The following is an 18,662-nucleotide window of genomic DNA, read 5'->3' as shown; positions in this document are numbered from 1 at the left end:
AAATATAAAATGATAGATCATGAAAAAGTAGAACAGGCAGTCCGTCTTTTGTTGGAAGGAATCGGTGAAGATGTGAACCGCGAAGGTCTTATAGATACACCTGACAGGATCGCCAGAATGTATGAAGAGATATATGGTGGAATGGAAGAAGATGCGGGAGTTCATCTTATGAAGACATTTACGGTAGAAAGCAGTGAGATGGTGATAGAGAAAGATATTACATTCTATTCAACCTGTGAGCATCATTTACTGCCTTTTTATGGAAAAGCCCATATTGCCTATATTCCGGATGGTAAGGTGGTAGGACTGAGTAAGCTGGCGCGCACGGTAGAAGTATTTGCAAGAAGACTTCAGCTCCAGGAGCAGCTGACAGGACAGATTGCAGACGCATTGATGGAGTATATGCAGCCGAAGGGAGCTCTCGTTATGGTGGAAGCAGAGCATATGTGTATGACAATGCGCGGAATCAAGAAACCGGGAAGTCAGACAGTTACATTGGCACGGAGAGGTGTGTTTGAGACAGACCCGACATTAGAAGAAAGATTCTTCCGTATGCTTGGAAGATAAAGAATACGTAAAGGAAAAGAAGTGAACAGACTTGAAACAGGAAAATATGTATCGGTTAAATGAAGTGGTCCATCACTGGATCTATCAGGATTATTATGGAAGAATCAAGCGGTTAGAGAAGGAGCGTATCTTTTGCTGTCATCAGATGCCACATTTTCTGGATGTAGCAAGGATCGCATATATTAAAAATCTGGAAGAGAACCTTGGGTTTGAGAAAGATGTGATCTATACGGCAGCAGTACTTCATGACATTGGAAAATCATTTCAATATAAATGGACAATTCCACATGAAGTAGCAGGTGAAAAGATTGCAAAAGAGATTTTAACAACATTACCTGAAGATGCACAGTTTACAGAAGAGGAACAGCAACAGATTCTTCGGGCTATCCGTGGTCATCGCAGAAAACATGAGGGAATGGAACCGATTGAAGAATTGTTTTATGACAGTGACAAACGCTCGCGTATGTGTCATTCCTGCCCGGCACAGACACAGTGTAACTGGACGGAAGAAGAGAAGAATATGGAGATAGAGATATGAGAATTGGCGGAAAAGAATTTGACCTGAAGAAAAATACCTATATCATGGGAATTCTGAATGTAACACCGGATTCCTTTTCTGACGGAGGAAGATACGACGGATTGGATCGTGCAATCGAACATGCGAAGCAGATGATTCAGGAAGGTGTGGACATCATTGATGTCGGTGGAGAATCAACTCGTCCGGGACATGTACAGATTACAGAAGAGGAAGAAATTGCGCGTGTTGTTCCGGTAATCCGAAAACTCAAAGAAGAATTTGATATTCCGGTATCGATTGATACTTATAAAAGTGCAGTTGCAGCAGCGGCAATTGAAGCAGGTGCGGATCTTGTGAATGATATCTGGGGATTAAAATACGATTCTAAGATGGCAGGATTGATAGCAAAAACAGGAGTAGCGTGTTGTCTGATGCATAATCGTGAGAATACAGATTATCAGAATTTCCTTGCAGACTTTATGGATGACATGAAAGAATGTGTGAAGATTGCGAAGGACGCGGGGATTGCAGATGATAGGATCATTCTTGATCCAGGCGTTGGATTTGGCAAGACATACGAGATGAATCTCGAAATTATTGATAAACTTGAAATAATGAAAGAACTTGGATATCCGGTACTTCTTGGAACTTCAAGAAAATCAGTGATCGGTCTGACACTGGATCTTCCGGTAGAAGAACGTGAAGAGGGAACGATGGTTACAACAGTTTACGGAGTGCAGAAGGGTTGTGCATTTGTCCGTGTTCATGATGTGGAGAAGAATAAGAGAGCAATCCGTATGACAAGAGCATTAATGAGAGAACATGAGGTATAGAGGACAGATGCAGAAGAAGTTCGATGAAATCAGAATTGAAGATCTGGAAGTGTTTGCAAATCATGGTGTGTTTCCGGAGGAAAATACGTTAGGACAGAAGTTTGTTGTCTCAGCAGTGCTTTTTACAGATACCAGGATGGCGGGAAAAACAGATGATCTGACAGCGTCCATTCACTACGGAGAAGTTAGTGCATTTATTACTGAGTTTTTACAGAAAAATACCTATCAGTTATTAGAACGTGCAGCGGAAGAACTGGCTGAAGCGTTGCTTCTTGAGTGGGACAGAATAGAAAAAATATCTATAGAGATCAAGAAACCATGGGCGCCTGTAAGACTTCCGTTAAAAACAGTCAGCGTGAAGATAGAGCGTGGCTGGCACACAGCATACATTGCGTTAGGATCTAACATTGGGGACAGTAAGATGTATCTGGATAATGCAGTAAAGGCATTGAATGAACTTCCGACAAGTAAAGTTGAGGTCGTATCTGAATATCTTGTGACACCTCCCTACGGAGTGACAGATCAGCCGGATTTCCTGAACGGCTGTCTGAAACTTCGCACGCTGCTTTATCCATATGAGCTTTTAGCTGAATTGAACAGAATTGAGAAAGAAGCAGGAAGAGAGCGAATCATTCACTGGGGTCCGAGAACATTAGATCTGGATATTATTTTTTATGACGATCTTGTTCTTGAAGAGGCGGATCTGTGTATTCCGCATGTAGAGATGCACAAGAGAAAATTCGTGCTGGAACCGTTGGGAGAGATCGCTCCGTATAAGCGCCATCCGATAAGTGGAAAAAGCGTTTGCGAGATGCTTGTTGAACTGAATGAAAATGATAATTAGAGGCTGTTAAAAACTATGAGAAACACGCTCTGCGAGTTTCTCAAGTTATCGCGACAGTCGCCAAGGTCTCGTGCAAGCACGGACTTTGGCTCGTTGTTCACGTAAATAAGAGCTGGACAGAAGTGTGTTGAAAACTTCTGTCCAGCTTTTTGTAGTCAGAAAATAATTAAATCAATTTGTTTACAGCAGCTGCTCAAAGGTGTCATAAAATGTTGGGTAAGACACATCTACGCATTTACTGTCAAGAATCTTTGTAGTACCTTCTGCAACAAGTGCAGCAATACTGAATGCCATTGCAATTCTGTGGTCTAACAAAGTATGAATAGAAGCACCATGAAGAGGTCTTCCGCCATTGATGATCATTCCGTCTTCAGTAGGTGTTACATCACAGCCCATTGCTTTCAGATTATCTGTTACAGTCTCAATACGATCCGTTTCCTTGACTTTCAGTTCAGCAGCATCTTTGATTACAGTAGTACCTTCCGCCATAGCTGCCATAACTGCAATAACCGGAATCTCATCGATCAAAGTTGGGATGATGTCTCCTTCGATTGTAGTTCCATGCAGTCTACTTGTGCGGACAAGAACATCTGCAATTCTTTCCCCACCTTCTGTACGTTCGTTAAGGAGGGTGATATCACCACCCATATCTTCACATACTCTCAAGATTCCTGCGCGTGTCGGGTTGATTCCTACATTTTCTACAAGAATTTCAGAATCAGGGACGATCAGTCCGGCAGCAATGAAATAAGCAGCGGAAGAGATGTCTCCCGGAACTGTGATTTCCTGTCCGTAAAGTTCTTCACAAGGACGGATGATAGCGGTTGCTTTGGAAGAACCGATCTCAAAAGTAGAGCGGATATCTGCACCGAATTCTTTCAGCATTAATTCTGTATGGTTTCTGGAAAGACTCGGTTCTGTGACAGAGGTCTCTCCATCTGCGTAAAGACCGGCGAGCAGCAGGCAGGATTTCACTTGCGCACTGGCAACCGGTGAATCATAATGGATTCCATGAAGCTGCGCCGGAGTAATATAAAGTGGGGCACATCCATTGCGGAGAATACTGGAAATATGTGCGCCCATCTGTGTCAATGGTTCAATGATTCTTTTCATTGGGCGGGAGTTCAGTGATTCATCTCCGGACAATTTAGAGTCAAACGGCTGTCCGGCGAGAATACCGGAAATCAGTCTCGTTGTTGTTCCGCTGTTTCCCACATCAAGGATCTTCTCCGGAGCACTCAGTCCATGCAATCCCTTTCCGTGTACGATAACGGAAGAATAATCGCTCTCAACTTCAATCTCAATACCAAGCTCTCTGAAACAACGGATAGTCGCGAGACAGTCGGCACCAGAGAGAAAGTTGTGGATCTGCGTCGTTCCGTTTGCAATCGAGCCGAACATAATGCAGCGGTGGGAGATGGATTTGTCTCCCGGTATTGTAACTTTTCCTTTTAATCCTGTAATATTACATAATTCCATAATCTTATTCCTCATTTCTGCTATCAGACTTCATAGATGACATAGCGGTATTTCTGCAAAAGTACAGAAGCTCTGTTTGCAGAATCTTCATCATAAAATTCAATACGAAGAACTCCTTCCTCAAATTCACGGTTGTGGATGATTCCGATGTTCTTGATACTGATGTTATTACTTGCAAGAATTGTGGCAATCGTAGCAATTCCACCTGTTTCATCGATGATATCACAATAAAGTGCAAACTGCTTTTTGATCGGTCCTGCAGATCCGTTCGGCATGGAGTTCCTGTAATCTTTGGAATTCTCAAACAGAGCGTACAGGGCAGGTTCATTTCCTTCATCCACAAGATCCTTTGCATGTGAAAGAGCTTCAATATATTCACCTAAGATCTGGGAGATGTTCTCACTGTTTTTCAGACAGATCTGCTGCCACATGACCGGGGAGGAAGAAGCAATTCTCGTAATATCTTTAAATCCCCCTGCGGCCAACGCTTTCATCATCCCTTCCTTCGAATCCGTATCATGTACAAAATTCACAAGTGTGGATGCAATAATATGCGGCAGGTGGCTGATCGTTCCGGTAATATGATCGTGCTCGTGGTAATCCAGAATAACAGGAAGAGCTTTTAAAGATGAAACAAAGTCTTTGTAAGCATCCACTTTTTCTTCCGCTACTTTAGCAGAAGGAGTCAGAATATAGTATGCATTTTCAATCAAATGAGCTTTGGAATTCATAAATCCGCTCTTCTCAGAACCAGCCATCGGATGTCCGCCAATGAAATTCGCTTCCATTCCCAGACGAATCACCTCTTCGTGGATGGAAGTCTTCACGCTTCCGACATCTGTGAGAATACAGTTTTCATCCAGGAGATCTTTCAGCTGGGAAAGATAGGCAGCATTGTAAGTGACCGGTGCACAGAGGAAAATATAGTTACATCCCCTGAAATTGTCATCAATGGATGAACAGGAAGTATGAATAGTGCCTTCCTGGATTGCCAGTGCAAGGGATTCTTTATTTTTATCGAATGCGATGATGTCGTAATCCGGATAATACTGGCGGATTGCCTTCGCAATAGAGCCGCCGATAAGTCCAAGTCCGATAAATCCAATTTTTTTAGCATTCATAGTTGTAAAATCCTTTCTGTTGTTGTGCAAAACATATCTTACTGTTCAGAAATCTTAAATCAGTAAGAAACATATATTCGTATTTTAACACTTTGCTCTGTAAAAGTAAATTGGTAATATTGCGTTACTGGTCGCACATTGTGTGAACAGCAACAATATTGCTTCTATATATAAGCGGAGTGTTTTCAAAGAATAGCTTTATGATAGAAAGTTAAAATTGTATAAAATGTAAAAAATAGTTGTAATTAATCAGAATATTTAGTACAATATACCCATGGTATGTATATCGACGACAAAAAAACGATGTGCATAATAGCTACATAACAAGGAGGCAGCAGTATGAAGGTTTACAGAACAGACGAAATCAGAAATGTGGTATTACTTGGTCATGGTGGAAGCGGAAAGACAAGTCTTGCAGAGGCGATGCTCTACGTATCAGGTGCAACGAATCGTATGGGAAAGATTTCCGAATCCAATACGGTGAGCGATTTTGATAAAGAGGAGCAGAAACGTGGATTTTCAATCAGCACAAGTCTGGTACCGATCGAGTGGGAGAAAGCGAAGATCAATATTCTTGACACACCGGGATATTTTGATTTTGTCGGAGAAGTAGAAGAGGCAGTCAGTGCAGCAGATGCAGCGGTTATCGTAGTATCTGGTAAGGCAGGAGTACAGGTTGGAACGGAAAAAGCATGGGAGCTTTGTGACAAATATAATCTGCCGAGAATGATCTATGTGACAGAGATGGATGTGGATGATGCAAGTTTCCGTCAGGTAGTAGCAGATCTGACAGAGAGATATGGAAAGAAAATCGCACCACATTTCCAGCCAATCCGTGAGAATGAGAAACTTGTAGGATATATTAATATTATTAAGAATGCCGGAAGAAGATATACAGGCATTGGACAGAGAGAAGAGTGCGAGATTCCGGATTACTGTATGCCGAACCTTGAGATTTTGAGAGATTCTCTTATGGAAGCTGTAGCAGAGACAAGTGAAGAGTTTATGGAGCGCTATTTTAATGGTGAGGAATTCTCTATAGAAGAGATCCGTGCAGCCATGAGAACAGAAGTAATGGATGGGGATATCGTACCGGTTGCGATGGGATCCAATATCCAGGCACAGGGAGTAGCCAACCTGCTTTCAGATATTGTTCGTTTCTTCCCGAGTCCGGATAAGAGAACCTGTGCAGGAATTAACCGCAGAACAAACGAGATTTTTGAAGCAAATTATGATTTCGCAAAAGCAAAATCAGCGTATGTATTTAAGACAATGGTGGATCCATTTATTGGAAAATACTCTTTCGTAAAGGTATGCTCCGGAGTACTTAAAGGAGATGATGTACTTTATAATGCAGACACAGACGCAGAAGAGAAACCAGGTAAACTTTATACCATGTGCGGAAGTAAGCCAAGCGAAGTGACAGAGCTTTTCGCAGGTGATATCGGAGCAATCGGTAAACTGACAAATACAAGAACAGGAGATACTCTTTCTGTAAAGGGAACACCGGTATCTTATGCAAAGACAGATTATTCTGTACCATATACATATATGAAGTATCGCGTAAAGAATAAAGGCGATGAAGATAAGGTATCACAGGCTCTTGCAAGAATGACAGCAGAAGATGTTACATTGAAAGCTGTGAATGACAGTGAGAACAGACAGTCTCTTCTTTATGGAATGGGTGAGCAGCACCTTGAGATCGTAGCAAGTAAACTGGCGGCAAGATATAAAGTAGAGATCACACTGGAGACACCAAAAGTTGCATTCCGTGAGACAATCCGTAAGAATTCTGACGTTGATTCCAAGTATAAGAAACAGAGCGGCGGACATGGACAGTACGGACATGTTAAGATGAAATTCGAACCATCAGGAGATCTCGAAACTCCATTTGTATTCGAAGAATGTGTTGTTGGAGGAGCAGTTCCGAAGAACTATTTCCCGGCAGTAGAGAAAGGTCTGCAGGAATCTGTAGTGAAAGGACCTCTTGCCGGATATCCGGTAGTTGGTGTGAAAGCTACTTTATACGACGGATCCTATCATCCGGTAGACTCTTCAGAGATGGCATTTAAGACAGCTACGATCCAGGCATTCAAGAAAGGATTCCTGGAGGCATCTCCGGTACTTCTTGAACCAATCGCATCCCTGAAAGTTACAGTTCCGGATGATTACACAGGAGATATCATGGGAGACCTGAACAAACGCAGAGGACGTGTGCTTGGCATGACACCGGTAGCCGGAGGAAAGCAGGCTATTGAAGCAGATATTCCAATGACAGGACTGTTTGGTTATTGCACAACACTTCGCTCCATGACAGGTGGAAGAGGATCTTACGAATATACATTTGCAAGATATGAGCAGGCTCCATCTGATGTACAGGAGAAAGAAATTGCTGCAAGAGCAGAAGAAGCATAATTAAAGATTCAGGCAATACAAAGAGTGTGTTATCCGGCTGATAAAAAGGAGTGGGTAGCACGCTCTTATTGCTTGTTTTAGAAAAAACAGTAACATTGTATTTCACAAAAAAATCACAAGTTTGAGAATATGGTTGTACTTTCAAAACAAAGATGCTATAATTCATCTGCCTGTCTGCATTAGACAGGTATGTTGTTGTTTATGAAATCCTGTGAACAGTGACATAAAGTGACTGTGTAGAGCAGTTATAAGATTATTATAATAATATGAGGGATAAGAAAATGAGGATTATTATTATCGGTGACGGAAAGGTTGGTTACAAGCTTGCCAAGCAACTTTCCGCCGAGAAATATGACATTATAATGATTGACAGTAATGAAAATAAGTTGAGATTTGCTATGGATCGTCTGGATATTGCCTGCGTGACGGGAGATGGCGCAGACGCAGAAGTACTTAAACAGGCAGATGTAGCGCATGCCGACCTGGTGATTGCTTGTACATCAGCAGATGAATGCAATATGTTAAGCTGTCTGATCGCCAGAAAATTAGGTGCAAGACATACGATTGCCCGTGTGCGTAATCCGATTTATTATCGTCAGATTGGACTTCTGAAAGAAGATCTGCATCTTAGCATGGCTGTAAACCCGGAACTTATTGTGGCAGATGAGATTAGCAGACTTCTGCTCTTCCCGGATGCGAGTCAGGTGGAGACTTTTGTGAAGGGACGTGTAGAATTGATTGAATTACCGGTTGCGGAGGGAAGCAGCCTGGCAGGGTTAAGCCTTGCGGAAATGTATAACCGGTTCCAGATCCGTCTGCTTGTTTGTGCAGTGGAACATGGAGATGAAGTTTGCATTCCAGATGGAGAATACAGGATGCGTGCAGGAGACCGTCTGCATATTGCGGCATCTCATAAAGATTTAGAGGCATTTTTTAAAGCAAATGGAAAGCGTAAGGACAAAATCAAAAAAGTCATTATTTGTGGAGCCGGAAGAGTTGGTTACTATCTTGCACTTCAGCTTAGCACACTTGGTATGCAGATAAAGATCATAGAACAGAATCGCCAGAGATGTGAAGAACTCTGCGAATTACTTCCAAAAGCAACGATCATTAATGGAGATGCAACAGATCACGATCTTCTTGTAGAAGAAGGGATTGATGAAGCGGATGCATTTGTTGCCCTGACAGGGATGGATGAAGAGAACATTATACTTTCTCTTTTTGCAAAGAGTCAGAATGTGGACAAAATTGTTACGAAAGTCAATGAAGACAGACGCGCACGTATGGTAGAAGACTTTGGAATTGATAGTATTGTTTCTGTTAAAACAGCTACAGCAGACGCAATCATGAGTTATGTCAGAGCGCGTAAAAACTCTCAGGGAAGTGCGAATGTTGAGACAATGTATCAATTGGTTGATGACAAAGTTGAAGCACTGGAATTTATTGTTAAGGCTGAGACAAATTATACAGGAATTCCATTGAAGAATCTCTCATTGAAACCGAATAATCTGATTGCATGTATTGCAAGAAAACGTCAGATCATTCTTCCGAGCGGAGATGATTGTATTCAGGTAGGAGATAATGTGATCATTATCACGATGGAAAAACAGATTGAAGATATTAAAGATATTTTAATGTAGGTGCAGCGCGATGAATAAGAAGATGATAGTATATATTTTGGGAAAAATGATGGGAGTCGAAGGATTACTTCTGCTGATCCCAGCGTTGGTTTCCCTGATATATCATGAAAAAAGCGTAATTTCTTTTCTGATTGTAGCAGCAATCCTGCTTGTAATTTATATGGTGTTCGGAAGGAAACTTCCGGCTTCAAAGCAGATTTACGGAAAAGAAGGTTTTGTTATTGTTGGGCTTGCATGGATTTTATGGTCCGCATTCGGAGCGCTTCCGTTTGTAATTTCGGGCAGTATTCCACATTATGTTGATGCACTTTTTGAGACGATTTCCGGTTTCACTACAACCGGATCTACAATCCTGGCAGATATCGAGGCTCTGCCAATGGGAATTTCCTTCTGGCGAAGCTTTACACACTGGATCGGTGGCATGGGGGTACTTGTATTTGTTATGATGATCACATCTCTGGATGATGAGAATGCAATGCCGCTCATGCGTGCGGAAGTACCGGGACCGGAGGCGGATAAGCTTGTCCCAAAGGCAAGACATACCGCAAGACTTTTATATGGAATGTATTTTGTTCTGACAGCAGCAGAAGTGGTTTTTCTGCTTTTTGGCGGAATGAACCTGTATGATGCACTTTTACATGCATTCAGTACTGCCGGAACGGGAGGATTTTCTAATAGAGCTGCAAGCATCAGCTTCTACGACAGTGCATATATTGATGGTGTGATCACAGTATTTATGATTTTGTTTGGAATTAACTTTAACTTGTACTTTTTCATATTGCTCAAAGACTGGAAATCCATTCTGAAAAATGAAGAGCTGTGGGCATATCTTGGAATAGTAGGTGTGTCAATCGCTATAATCACAGGAAATATCCTCAAGATTTATGGAACGGTTGCACATGCATTCCGCTATGCATCTTTCCAGGTCGGTTCGATCATTACGACAACCGGATTTGCAACCGCAGATTATGACCAGTGGCCGGAACTCTCGAAATCAATATTATTGGCACTTATGTTTGTGGGAGCCTGTGCAGGATCCACCGGAGGAGGTATTAAAGTAAGCCGTTTATTGATCATCGTGAAATCAATCCGCAGAGAAGTTCGTAAGATGTTACATCCGAACGCCGTTACGATCATCAAAGTCAATGGCAAAAAAATCGGACAGGATACATTGAAGAATGTAAATCTCTATCTGACGTGTTACATTATAATTATGATTGTATCAATTTTACTTGTCTCTATTGATAATTTTGATTTTGCGACAACATTTAGTGGAGTACTTACTACGATGAGCAATGTAGGACCTGGAATTTCAAAGGTAGGACCTGTGATGAATTTCCACCCATTCTCAGCAGTATCCAAGCTGGTATTCTGCTTTGATATGCTGATTGGAAGATTAGAGATCTTCCCATACCTGCTTCTTCTTTCTCCGGAACTTTGGAGAAGAAGATTCTAGACGATTTTTTGTTAATTATGTGCGGAAAATTTGAATGAAACAGATTTTTTCGCACATTTTATTTTTACAAGTAAAAAGAGTAAAAATCGAATTATCCGCATAAACACAGGGATTTTAAGCAATATGAAACAAAAAATAAAAGAATTTTACCACTAATTTACTACGAATGAAAGAACCTTGATACGACAGAGAAAACAGCATAAATAAAGGCAAAATTGGCATTTCATACAGAATATGAGATGTCTTTTTTGTTGCTGTAATACAGTATAACTATTCTTTTTCTGCTTGATTATTAATCATTTTTTAGGACATGAATTGTCAAGAGCTTGTTGCGTAGCAATGTTTACACTCTTGATAATTTATGGAATAAAAAATATTCTGACAGATACTAGAAAAGTGATGACTACTCAATTTTCTAATGATATAATATGATAAATAATAATAGATAAACTTGAAGTGATTAAGGAAGTGTATGCCATGAAAAAATTTTTGAAAATAATGTTAATCATAATTGGAGCGATTTCTTTGATTTTTGTAGCTCTGATAGGGATTGGGTTATTTGTTGATGTTGAATATGATGACCATATTGAAAATGGTCGTTATACTTATGTTCCGGAAGAAGAAAATAAAGATAATGAATACGTGGAATTTACGATAAATGATTATGATAAAAATAATGCCAAGCTTGTATATTATGACACGATTGAAGAAGCTATTCAACTTTCCACTTTGAATGCTGAAAATGAGGAACTTTCGGTTCCTGCTGATTTTCTTAATCATGTTGATGAAACCTTGCATATATGGCAAGGCAAAAAATATGATACGATTTTCTATCGGGCTGGAAATGATAACGATGATATTCAAGGCTTAGTAATGGCTCGTTGTAAAAAGCAGATACAGAATGGGCATACACAATACGCATTTATAAATGCTACACCGGTTACAACGAAACGAGATAGAATTTTGTTAGATGATATTACAGAGCTTATTCACTCTTCTTTGAAATTAAGTGATTTCCAACAAGACTTAAACCCCGATTATCCAAGCAAGCGTTTTGTTTACGGCTATGCACATGATAAAGAAATCTATTCATTGGAAGTAGAAGGACAAAAACCGGACGGTGTAATTGAAATCAATGTATATGACAGAGTCATGTATCTATGGTATTACAATGACTTACAAAGTAACAAAAGAGGTGACTGTTTAAGCTATTCGGTAGATGTACCTAAATAAAATGACATTTTTACATAATACTATATTATTAGTTAGGCAGACGGAGTGATCCAGACACGGTGGCAGGAAAATCTTTCAGATTTTTCTGCCATGTCTTGCAAGTGGCTGGTTTACTTCGTCTGTGAGCGAGCCTGTGGCGAGCGAAGATTAAGCCCCCGTTATCTAACAAGGGGGGCACAAAAAACAAAAGACACTATACACTAACAGGCGGAAAACGCTGTATTTACAAGGCAAAACCGCATTTTATAAGATGTGATATAAAAAGTATCTATTTCACAAAAGAAAAACAATAAATTTAAACATTATAATATTTTAATTTTTGTGGTAATGATATGCAAACTTTTTAGGAGGGAAGATATGGATTGTAAAATGACTGATATTATTGCTATTATTTCAAGTATCATTGCTATTGGTTATTCAATTTATTCCATAATTACTAAAAGTTATATTCGTCAATACAACCTTGAAAAATTTGAACATTTTTCTTTAAATCAGAAGAAAGTTTGTATTGTTTTCAATTTTATTATGACACTTATAATTGGGATAAGTGGGGTGTATATATTGCTATTATACTTATTCTAATGGGATTGAAAGCATTTATGTAGCAAATAGCAAAATTTTATAAGTGAAACGAGGTACTCTATGGAAAAAAAGGAACTTATCAAACTATATTTACAAAATGTGGATAAAATATTTGGATATGCCAACATGAACGCATATATTGATGAGCGATTAAAGAAGTATACGAAATACTGTCAAAGTAAAAAGCCAGAAGAACAGATTATTATATGGCTGAAATTATTGCATGAAAATTTCGGAAAAAAGATTGTTTATTTAGGAAGTTACTTAGCATTACAAGAAAAGGATATGAGCTATTTAAATAATGCGTTCAATTCGGCAGTAACATGGGGACAACTCACAATAACAAACAGCGGTTGCGACCATTCCATTCACGCTTGGAATATTTTACCACATATATTCTGTGCAAACCGCTTTCGTGACATTGAAAAAATATTTCCAAAAGAAAACGGACGTAGTAAGAATGGGTTAAAGTCTGCATGCAGTATCACAAATTTAGTGATGTATCTGTATTATCAAGAACCTATGTGGAAACAATATGTGATTGATGAAAGTAAAGAATTTCTTCAAAATAAACATACAGCAGAAGAAAAAGCTGTGATAAACGGTTTCCTTGCACTAATAGAAAAAAATTGGGAAAAATTCTCATTGGAATTGGCTAATCTCTGTAAAGCACATAGAAAATCAAAAGATTATGGAGAAAATCCATTTACAAGAAAAATTTCCTTTTTTGCATTTGGATTGTATAACTTTGCAAGATACTTGTATAGAGAAGAAGTTAAAAATATTACACTTCCTCAAAATGAATTTTTATTTGAGGATTTTAGAATTTATCAAGAAAGCACTAGTTGTCAAATAGGACAACCGTTTTGCATTTTTGAAGAACCGTTATTATTGTTGAATGATTTTGAAAAAATTGATTTACCGATTATGTATTTAACAGCAGGTAAAAAAAGAGTTTTGGATATTGAAAATTATAGGCAAGAAGTGGTAAAGAAAATACAAGCACTTCATAGCAATCAGAGCAGTTAGTCTTAGGATTGACTGCTTTTTCTATACGGATTTTTAATGATAGGCAATTATCAGTAAATGGTAGTTGCCTTTTTTGATTGGAGGAATTAAAGAATGAATGATAAAAACTTTATTGAAGAATTAAGACAAAAGCGTGAGGAATACGGAGTAACACAAACAAGGCTTGCTGTTGCTTGTGGTATCAGCCGTGAATATTACAACCGCATTGAAAAAGGGAAACAGCCATTGAATGACGAATTAAAAGGAGTCATAGAAAAACAGATTGAGCGTTTCAATCCACAAGAACCACTATTCCTGTTGATTGATTACTTCCGTGTTCGCTTTCCTACTACGGACGCATTGGCGATTATCCGTGATGTATTACAACTAAAACCCGATTATATGCTTTATGAAGATTATGGAAAATACGGATATGAAAGCAAATATGTTTTAGGCGACATCAATGTCATGTGTTCCATGCAAGAGCATTTAGGTGTTTTATTGGAACTGAAAGGCAGAGGCTGTCGTCAAATGGAAAGTTATCTATTGGCACAGGAACGCTCATGGTATGACTTCATGCTTGATTGTTTAACGGCAGGTGGTAAGATGAAACGGCTTGACTTGGCAATCAATGATAAAGCAGGAATATTGGATATTCCAAAGTTAAAGGAAAAATACAAGGCTGGCGAATGTATCTCCTACTTTCGTATGCAGAAAGATTACAGCGGTACGGAAAAATGTGGTAGCGATTTACCAAAGAATACAGGAGAAACCTTATATCTCGGTTCAACAAGCAGTGAATTATATATGTGTGCTTATCAGAAAAATTATGAGCAGTATGTCAAGAATAGCATAGAAGTTGAAGATACGGAGATTAAGAACCGCTTTGAAATACGCATGAAGAATGAACGAGCCTATTATGCGGTTGTAGATTTACTGACTTATCGGGACGCTGAACGCACTGCTTTTTCTATCATCAATCATTATGTCCGCTTTGTTGACAGAGAGGACGACAAGCCAAAAAATCAATGGAAAACAAATGATGATTGGGCATGGTTTGTAGGGGAAAACAGAGAACCGATACGCTTAACTACAAAGCCAGAACCTTATACTTTACAAAAAGCGTTGCATTGGTTACAAAGACAGGTTGCACCAACCATAAAAATGGTACAGGCATTAGACAGAGAAAATCATACAACGATACTAAAAGATATGATTGAACAGGCAGAACTTAAAGACAAGCATAAACACTTATTACAATTAGAAAAATCAACCATAGAAGAACGAATAGATACCGCTATTCCACAAGAGAATGACGATGTTTTAGAAAAGCAATAATTTATTTTATGGAGAAAGTTAAAGACAAGTTTAAAGCTAAATGCTACAATGTAAATACAGGTTATATAGATATAAAATATTTAAGTATTAAATGAGGTATAAATAATATGAAACAAATAATATTTATTTTTTGTATGATATTGATGTTAAGTTTCTGTGGGTGTACGAATGTTGGCTCAAATAGAAATGAGTATATGTCTAATTGGTTTAAATCGGAACAAGAAATATCAGATAATATGATGAAACAAATTATAGATTTATACAATGAAGGCAATGTAAAAGAATTTGAAAAATTGTTTTCACAAAACAGTAAAAAAGACATAGAGGATATAAATAAACAAATTTCTTCTTTCTTCGAATTTATTGATGGAGATATACAAGAATATTCTGGTGATTGTGCATCATCTAGTGAAAATAATAATGGAAATAAACGAATTGAATTAGACGGAATGTATCATATATCAACTTCTAAAAATGAATATTATTTGAATTTTTATATGGTCTATAAAGCTGATGATGTTCCCTCAGATATAGGACTATCCAAAATTGAAATTGCGACTGAACAAACTGTAAACAGGGAAAACTTTATGTGGGATACATCAGAAAACGGAATATTTGTCGTGCGGGAATAAACATAGAATGATATGTTTGAAAGATAAACCAAAACAAAGTTGTGACACATACTTCCTCCTACTTTTTGTTTTTTAGCCATTTAGTTTAATCTGTTTTAATGAGTTATAAATAGAGATACCGTTATTTAAAAGAAAGAATAACGGTATTTTTTAATGCAATGGAAATTTTCAGATTTAGTCAACAAAGAGCTTTTTTCATTCCCTATGTTTATTAAAAGAAGAAAAACAAATTTTTTACAGAAATCTGCAACAAAACAGCTACTTGCGTACAGATATGGTGCGAGAAAAGGAAATCTAACTATTTTTGAAATGGGGTCATAAAATTTTTACTCGGTGTACAGACACGAAGATTAAAAAGAAATTGAAATTATTTTGAAAAATCTGCAACAAAACAAGGTTTCTATTCCTTATATGGAGTGAAGTTGAGGAAATCTAAACTTTTTTTGAAAATAGGTCATTAAATTTTGGCTTGCTGTCCCTATATGAAGTGAAAGACGAAAAAAGTTTTGAAAAAAATGTCGGAAAATCGAGTTAAGCGGACAGTATTATGCAGAAAGAGGAAATCACACTTTATTTCTTGATTTGTATTCAAACAGGCATTAGCTGTTGAGTGTTGATGCGGAAAGAGAAAATTATTTTATCCTCAACTTAACAATTTAAGGTTTCCGTTCCCTATATGGCGTAGAAAGAAAAAAGTTTAAGAAATGTGATACAAATAACGCTATTCTGTCCTGATATGGAGTGAAGAAAATATTTCATTCTATTGTTGGCAGTAACAGTATGGTTTGGGTAGTTAGGGTGTGAAAAGAAAAATAATCTTTTTTCATCACCAGCTTAACAAATGGACGTTTGCTATACAGATAGTAGTGAAAAAAGAAAAAATGTTTGAATTTTGGTTACATTTCCTCTCTTTTCCAACGCGGTATATAGGAGAGATGATTTTCTTCTTTCGTGTTCTTTGACAACTGAATAAAGCAGTCTGATACATTAGACAGACAGCGAGCCGTTGGAGCTGATACGCCATGACCTTTTCCCTTTAAAGCGAGCGGAAACTGTCAGCGTCCATGTAAAAGATTTATCCTCTTTTATCGCCATGACCTGTCCTGTCTGATAATGATACTCCCGTACAGCCACAGCTTGAGCGTTCAGAGCGTCGCACGCAATGGGTACGGCTACATAAGAACTATGCAGAGGTGGAACTCCTGTGGGCTATGATAAAAGCCGTCAGACTGTTTAAAAATCAAAAAAGAAAGGAGGTGCAGTTTTATGTATGATTTAAATACACCATTATGGGAACGCTACCTTATGACGATTGAGGAAGCGTCCAGTTATTTCCGTATCGGAGAGAACAAACTCCGCCGTATTGCAAGTGAATATAAAGACGAGTGTGTTGTGATGAACGGAAACCGTATGCTGATTAAGAAAAAGAAATTTGAACATATGATTGATAAATTGGAAGAAATCTAATGCAAAAGAGCTTTGTGCATGATATGATACTTATATGTCGTAACAAGGCTCTTTCAGTTTTGAAAGGAGTTTTGAAAGATGTCAGAAAAAAGACGGGATAACAAAGGTCGCATTTTAAGGACTGGAGAGAGCCAAAGGGCAGACGGCAGATATATGTATAAATATGTTAATCGTGCAGGCGAAACAAAGGTTGTGTATTCATGGAAACTGGTGGCTACGGACAGAGTACCGAAAGGAAAGCGTGATGATTTATCTCTTAGGGAAAAGGAACGGGAGATACAGCGTGATTTAGAGGACGGAATAGACACCAAAGGAAAGAAAATGACATTGTGTGAACTATATGCCAAAAAGACGGCACAGAGAATCAATGTCAAGAAGAATACACTAGCAGGGCGAAAATATCTCATGGACGCATTGAAACAGGACAAGCTGGGTTCACGAAGCATAGACAGCATTAAACCGTCAGACGCAAAAGAATGGGCGGTCAGAATGAAAGAAAAGGGCTACGGCTTCAAAACCATTAGTAACTATAAGCGTTCCTTAAAGGCTTCTTTCTATATGGCAATCGAGGACGATTATGTAAGGAAGAACCCTTTTGATTTTCAGTTAAGCGAGGTTATTGATGATGACAGCGAAAGCAGACAGGCATTGAGTGAGGAACAGGAAGAAAAACTGCTGTCCTTTCTCCAGTATGATACGGTGTATCAGAAATATTATGATGATGTGCTGATACTGTTAAAAACAGGCTTACGAATATCTGAATTGTGTGGACTTACTGTACAGGACTTAGATTTTGAAAATCATACACTCAATATCAACCACCAGTTATTACGCAATCAAGAGGGATATTATATAGAAACGCCAAAAACAAAGTGTGGCATACGAAAAGTTCCTATGAGCGAAGAAGCAGGAAAAGCATTTCAAAGAGTGTTGAAACGCAAAAAAACTGGAAAAGGGATTGTAATTGACGGTTACCGCAATTTCCTGTTTCTTAATCAGAAAGGTATGCCTATGACAGCTTGTTACTATACTTCTACATTGAGAAATATAGTAAAGAAATACAATAAGTACCATGATGAACCCTTACCGAAGATAACCCCGCATATATTAAGACATACGTTTTGTACACGATTAGCACAGAAAAACATGAACCCAAAGAACCTGCAATACATTATGGGACATTCCAGCATAATGATAACGCTGAACCTGTACGCCCATGCTTCACAGACAGGAGCAAACATGGAAATGCGAAGTCTGATAGCCTAGTAATTTACTACGAAATTTACTACGATAAAAAGACAAGATATGCAGATTTATGAGTGGTTATAAGAAGTATCTGCCAAAAAGAAAACACCGATAAAGCCTGTAAAATAGGGATATATCGGTGTTATAAGAACTTATGAAAAGATAATTAGAAATTTATTTTATGTTTATATGATAAAATGGTAACTGTTCAGAGCTAAGCAAAATTTCAAAAAACAGGTGTAAAATGCTTGCATTTTTAAGACTGTTTTTGAAATTTTATTTGGC

15 protein-coding genes are annotated in these 18,662 nt (G+C 38.4%); 13 read left to right on the top strand and 2 right to left on the bottom strand.

Features of this window, described 5'->3' with window-relative positions; translation table 11 throughout:
* Positions 1-9 precede the first annotated feature (9 nt).
* The 4 genes from folE to folK are packed head-to-tail and all read left to right on the top strand — an operon-like array spanning position 10 to position 2,761.
* Positions 10-567: a GTP cyclohydrolase I FolE gene (gene folE / locus LI162_RS05795; RefSeq protein WP_015527868.1), complete on the top strand. Its 558-nt coding sequence runs from the start codon at positions 10-12 to the stop codon at positions 565-567.
* Positions 568-613: 46 nt separating this feature from the next.
* Positions 614-1,105 carry an HD domain-containing protein gene (locus LI162_RS05790; RefSeq protein WP_227156049.1) on the top strand — a complete coding sequence of 164 codons (492 nt, stop codon included), beginning with the start codon at positions 614-616 and terminating at the stop codon, positions 1,103-1,105.
* The gene (gene folP / locus LI162_RS05785) at positions 1,102-1,917 is read left to right on the top strand and encodes a dihydropteroate synthase (RefSeq protein ID WP_015527869.1); all 816 of its coding nucleotides are present in this window, start codon (positions 1,102-1,104) and stop codon (positions 1,915-1,917) included. Before LI162_RS05790 ends, folP begins: the two co-directional genes overlap by 4 nt.
* Positions 1,918-1,924: 7 nt before the next feature.
* Entirely contained in the window at positions 1,925-2,761 is an 837-nt protein-coding gene (gene folK, locus LI162_RS05780; protein WP_020436357.1) for a 2-amino-4-hydroxy-6-hydroxymethyldihydropteridine diphosphokinase, read from the top strand.
* A 180-nt stretch (positions 2,762-2,941) separates the two neighbouring features.
* Here folK and aroA read toward each other — a convergent pair whose 3' ends face one another.
* The gene (aroA, locus tag LI162_RS05775; RefSeq protein ID WP_196021791.1) at positions 2,942-4,240 is read right to left on the bottom strand and encodes a 3-phosphoshikimate 1-carboxyvinyltransferase; all 1,299 of its coding nucleotides are present in this window, start codon (positions 4,238-4,240) and stop codon (positions 2,942-2,944) included.
* A 23-nt stretch (positions 4,241-4,263) separates the two neighbouring features.
* Complete coding sequence (locus LI162_RS05770) at positions 4,264-5,361, bottom strand: prephenate dehydrogenase (protein ID WP_055163107.1); 1,098 nt, start codon at positions 5,359-5,361, stop codon at positions 4,264-4,266.
* 339 nt (positions 5,362-5,700) lie between these two features.
* Here LI162_RS05770 and LI162_RS05765 point away from each other — a divergent pair, with 339 nt between their 5' ends.
* The 9 genes from LI162_RS05765 (at position 5,701) to LI162_RS05715 (ending at position 18,398) form a co-directional block, all read left to right on the top strand.
* Positions 5,701-7,776: an elongation factor G gene (locus LI162_RS05765; RefSeq protein ID WP_055163106.1), complete on the top strand. Its 2,076-nt coding sequence runs from the start codon at positions 5,701-5,703 to the stop codon at positions 7,774-7,776.
* A 281-nt stretch (positions 7,777-8,057) separates the two neighbouring features.
* Positions 8,058-9,416: a Trk system potassium transporter TrkA gene (gene trkA / locus LI162_RS05760; RefSeq protein WP_055170883.1), complete on the top strand. Its 1,359-nt coding sequence runs from the start codon at positions 8,058-8,060 to the stop codon at positions 9,414-9,416.
* 10 nt (positions 9,417-9,426) lie between these two features.
* The gene (locus LI162_RS05755; RefSeq protein ID WP_227155968.1) at positions 9,427-10,872 is read left to right on the top strand and encodes a TrkH family potassium uptake protein; all 1,446 of its coding nucleotides are present in this window, start codon (positions 9,427-9,429) and stop codon (positions 10,870-10,872) included.
* Positions 10,873-11,349: 477 nt separating this feature from the next.
* A complete protein-coding gene (locus LI162_RS05750) occupies positions 11,350-12,105 on the top strand; it encodes a hypothetical protein (protein ID WP_040015611.1) in 756 nt (251 codons plus the stop codon).
* Positions 12,106-12,747: 642 nt separating this feature from the next.
* Positions 12,748-13,716 (top strand): hypothetical protein, encoded by a 969-nt coding sequence (locus LI162_RS05745; protein WP_227155967.1) that lies wholly within the window; start codon positions 12,748-12,750, stop codon positions 13,714-13,716.
* A gap of 93 nt (positions 13,717-13,809) precedes the next feature.
* Positions 13,810-15,033 (top strand): XRE family transcriptional regulator, encoded by a 1,224-nt coding sequence (locus tag LI162_RS15565; RefSeq protein WP_117459757.1) that lies wholly within the window; start codon positions 13,810-13,812, stop codon positions 15,031-15,033.
* A gap of 107 nt (positions 15,034-15,140) precedes the next feature.
* Entirely contained in the window at positions 15,141-15,665 is a 525-nt protein-coding gene (locus tag LI162_RS05725) for a DUF5104 domain-containing protein (RefSeq protein ID WP_055065934.1), read from the top strand.
* A 1,266-nt stretch (positions 15,666-16,931) separates the two neighbouring features.
* The gene (locus LI162_RS05720; RefSeq protein ID WP_055065933.1) at positions 16,932-17,132 is read left to right on the top strand and encodes an excisionase; all 201 of its coding nucleotides are present in this window, start codon (positions 16,932-16,934) and stop codon (positions 17,130-17,132) included.
* A gap of 78 nt (positions 17,133-17,210) precedes the next feature.
* Positions 17,211-18,398: a site-specific integrase gene (locus LI162_RS05715; RefSeq protein ID WP_117865373.1), complete on the top strand. Its 1,188-nt coding sequence runs from the start codon at positions 17,211-17,213 to the stop codon at positions 18,396-18,398.
* Positions 18,399-18,662 lie beyond the last annotated feature (264 nt).

It is taken from the genome of Mediterraneibacter sp. 210702-DFI.3.120 (assembly GCF_020561005.1).
Lineage (GTDB): Bacteria > Bacillota > Clostridia > Lachnospirales > Lachnospiraceae > Mediterraneibacter > Mediterraneibacter faecis.
This window is presented reverse-complemented; position numbering and strand designations above follow the sequence as displayed.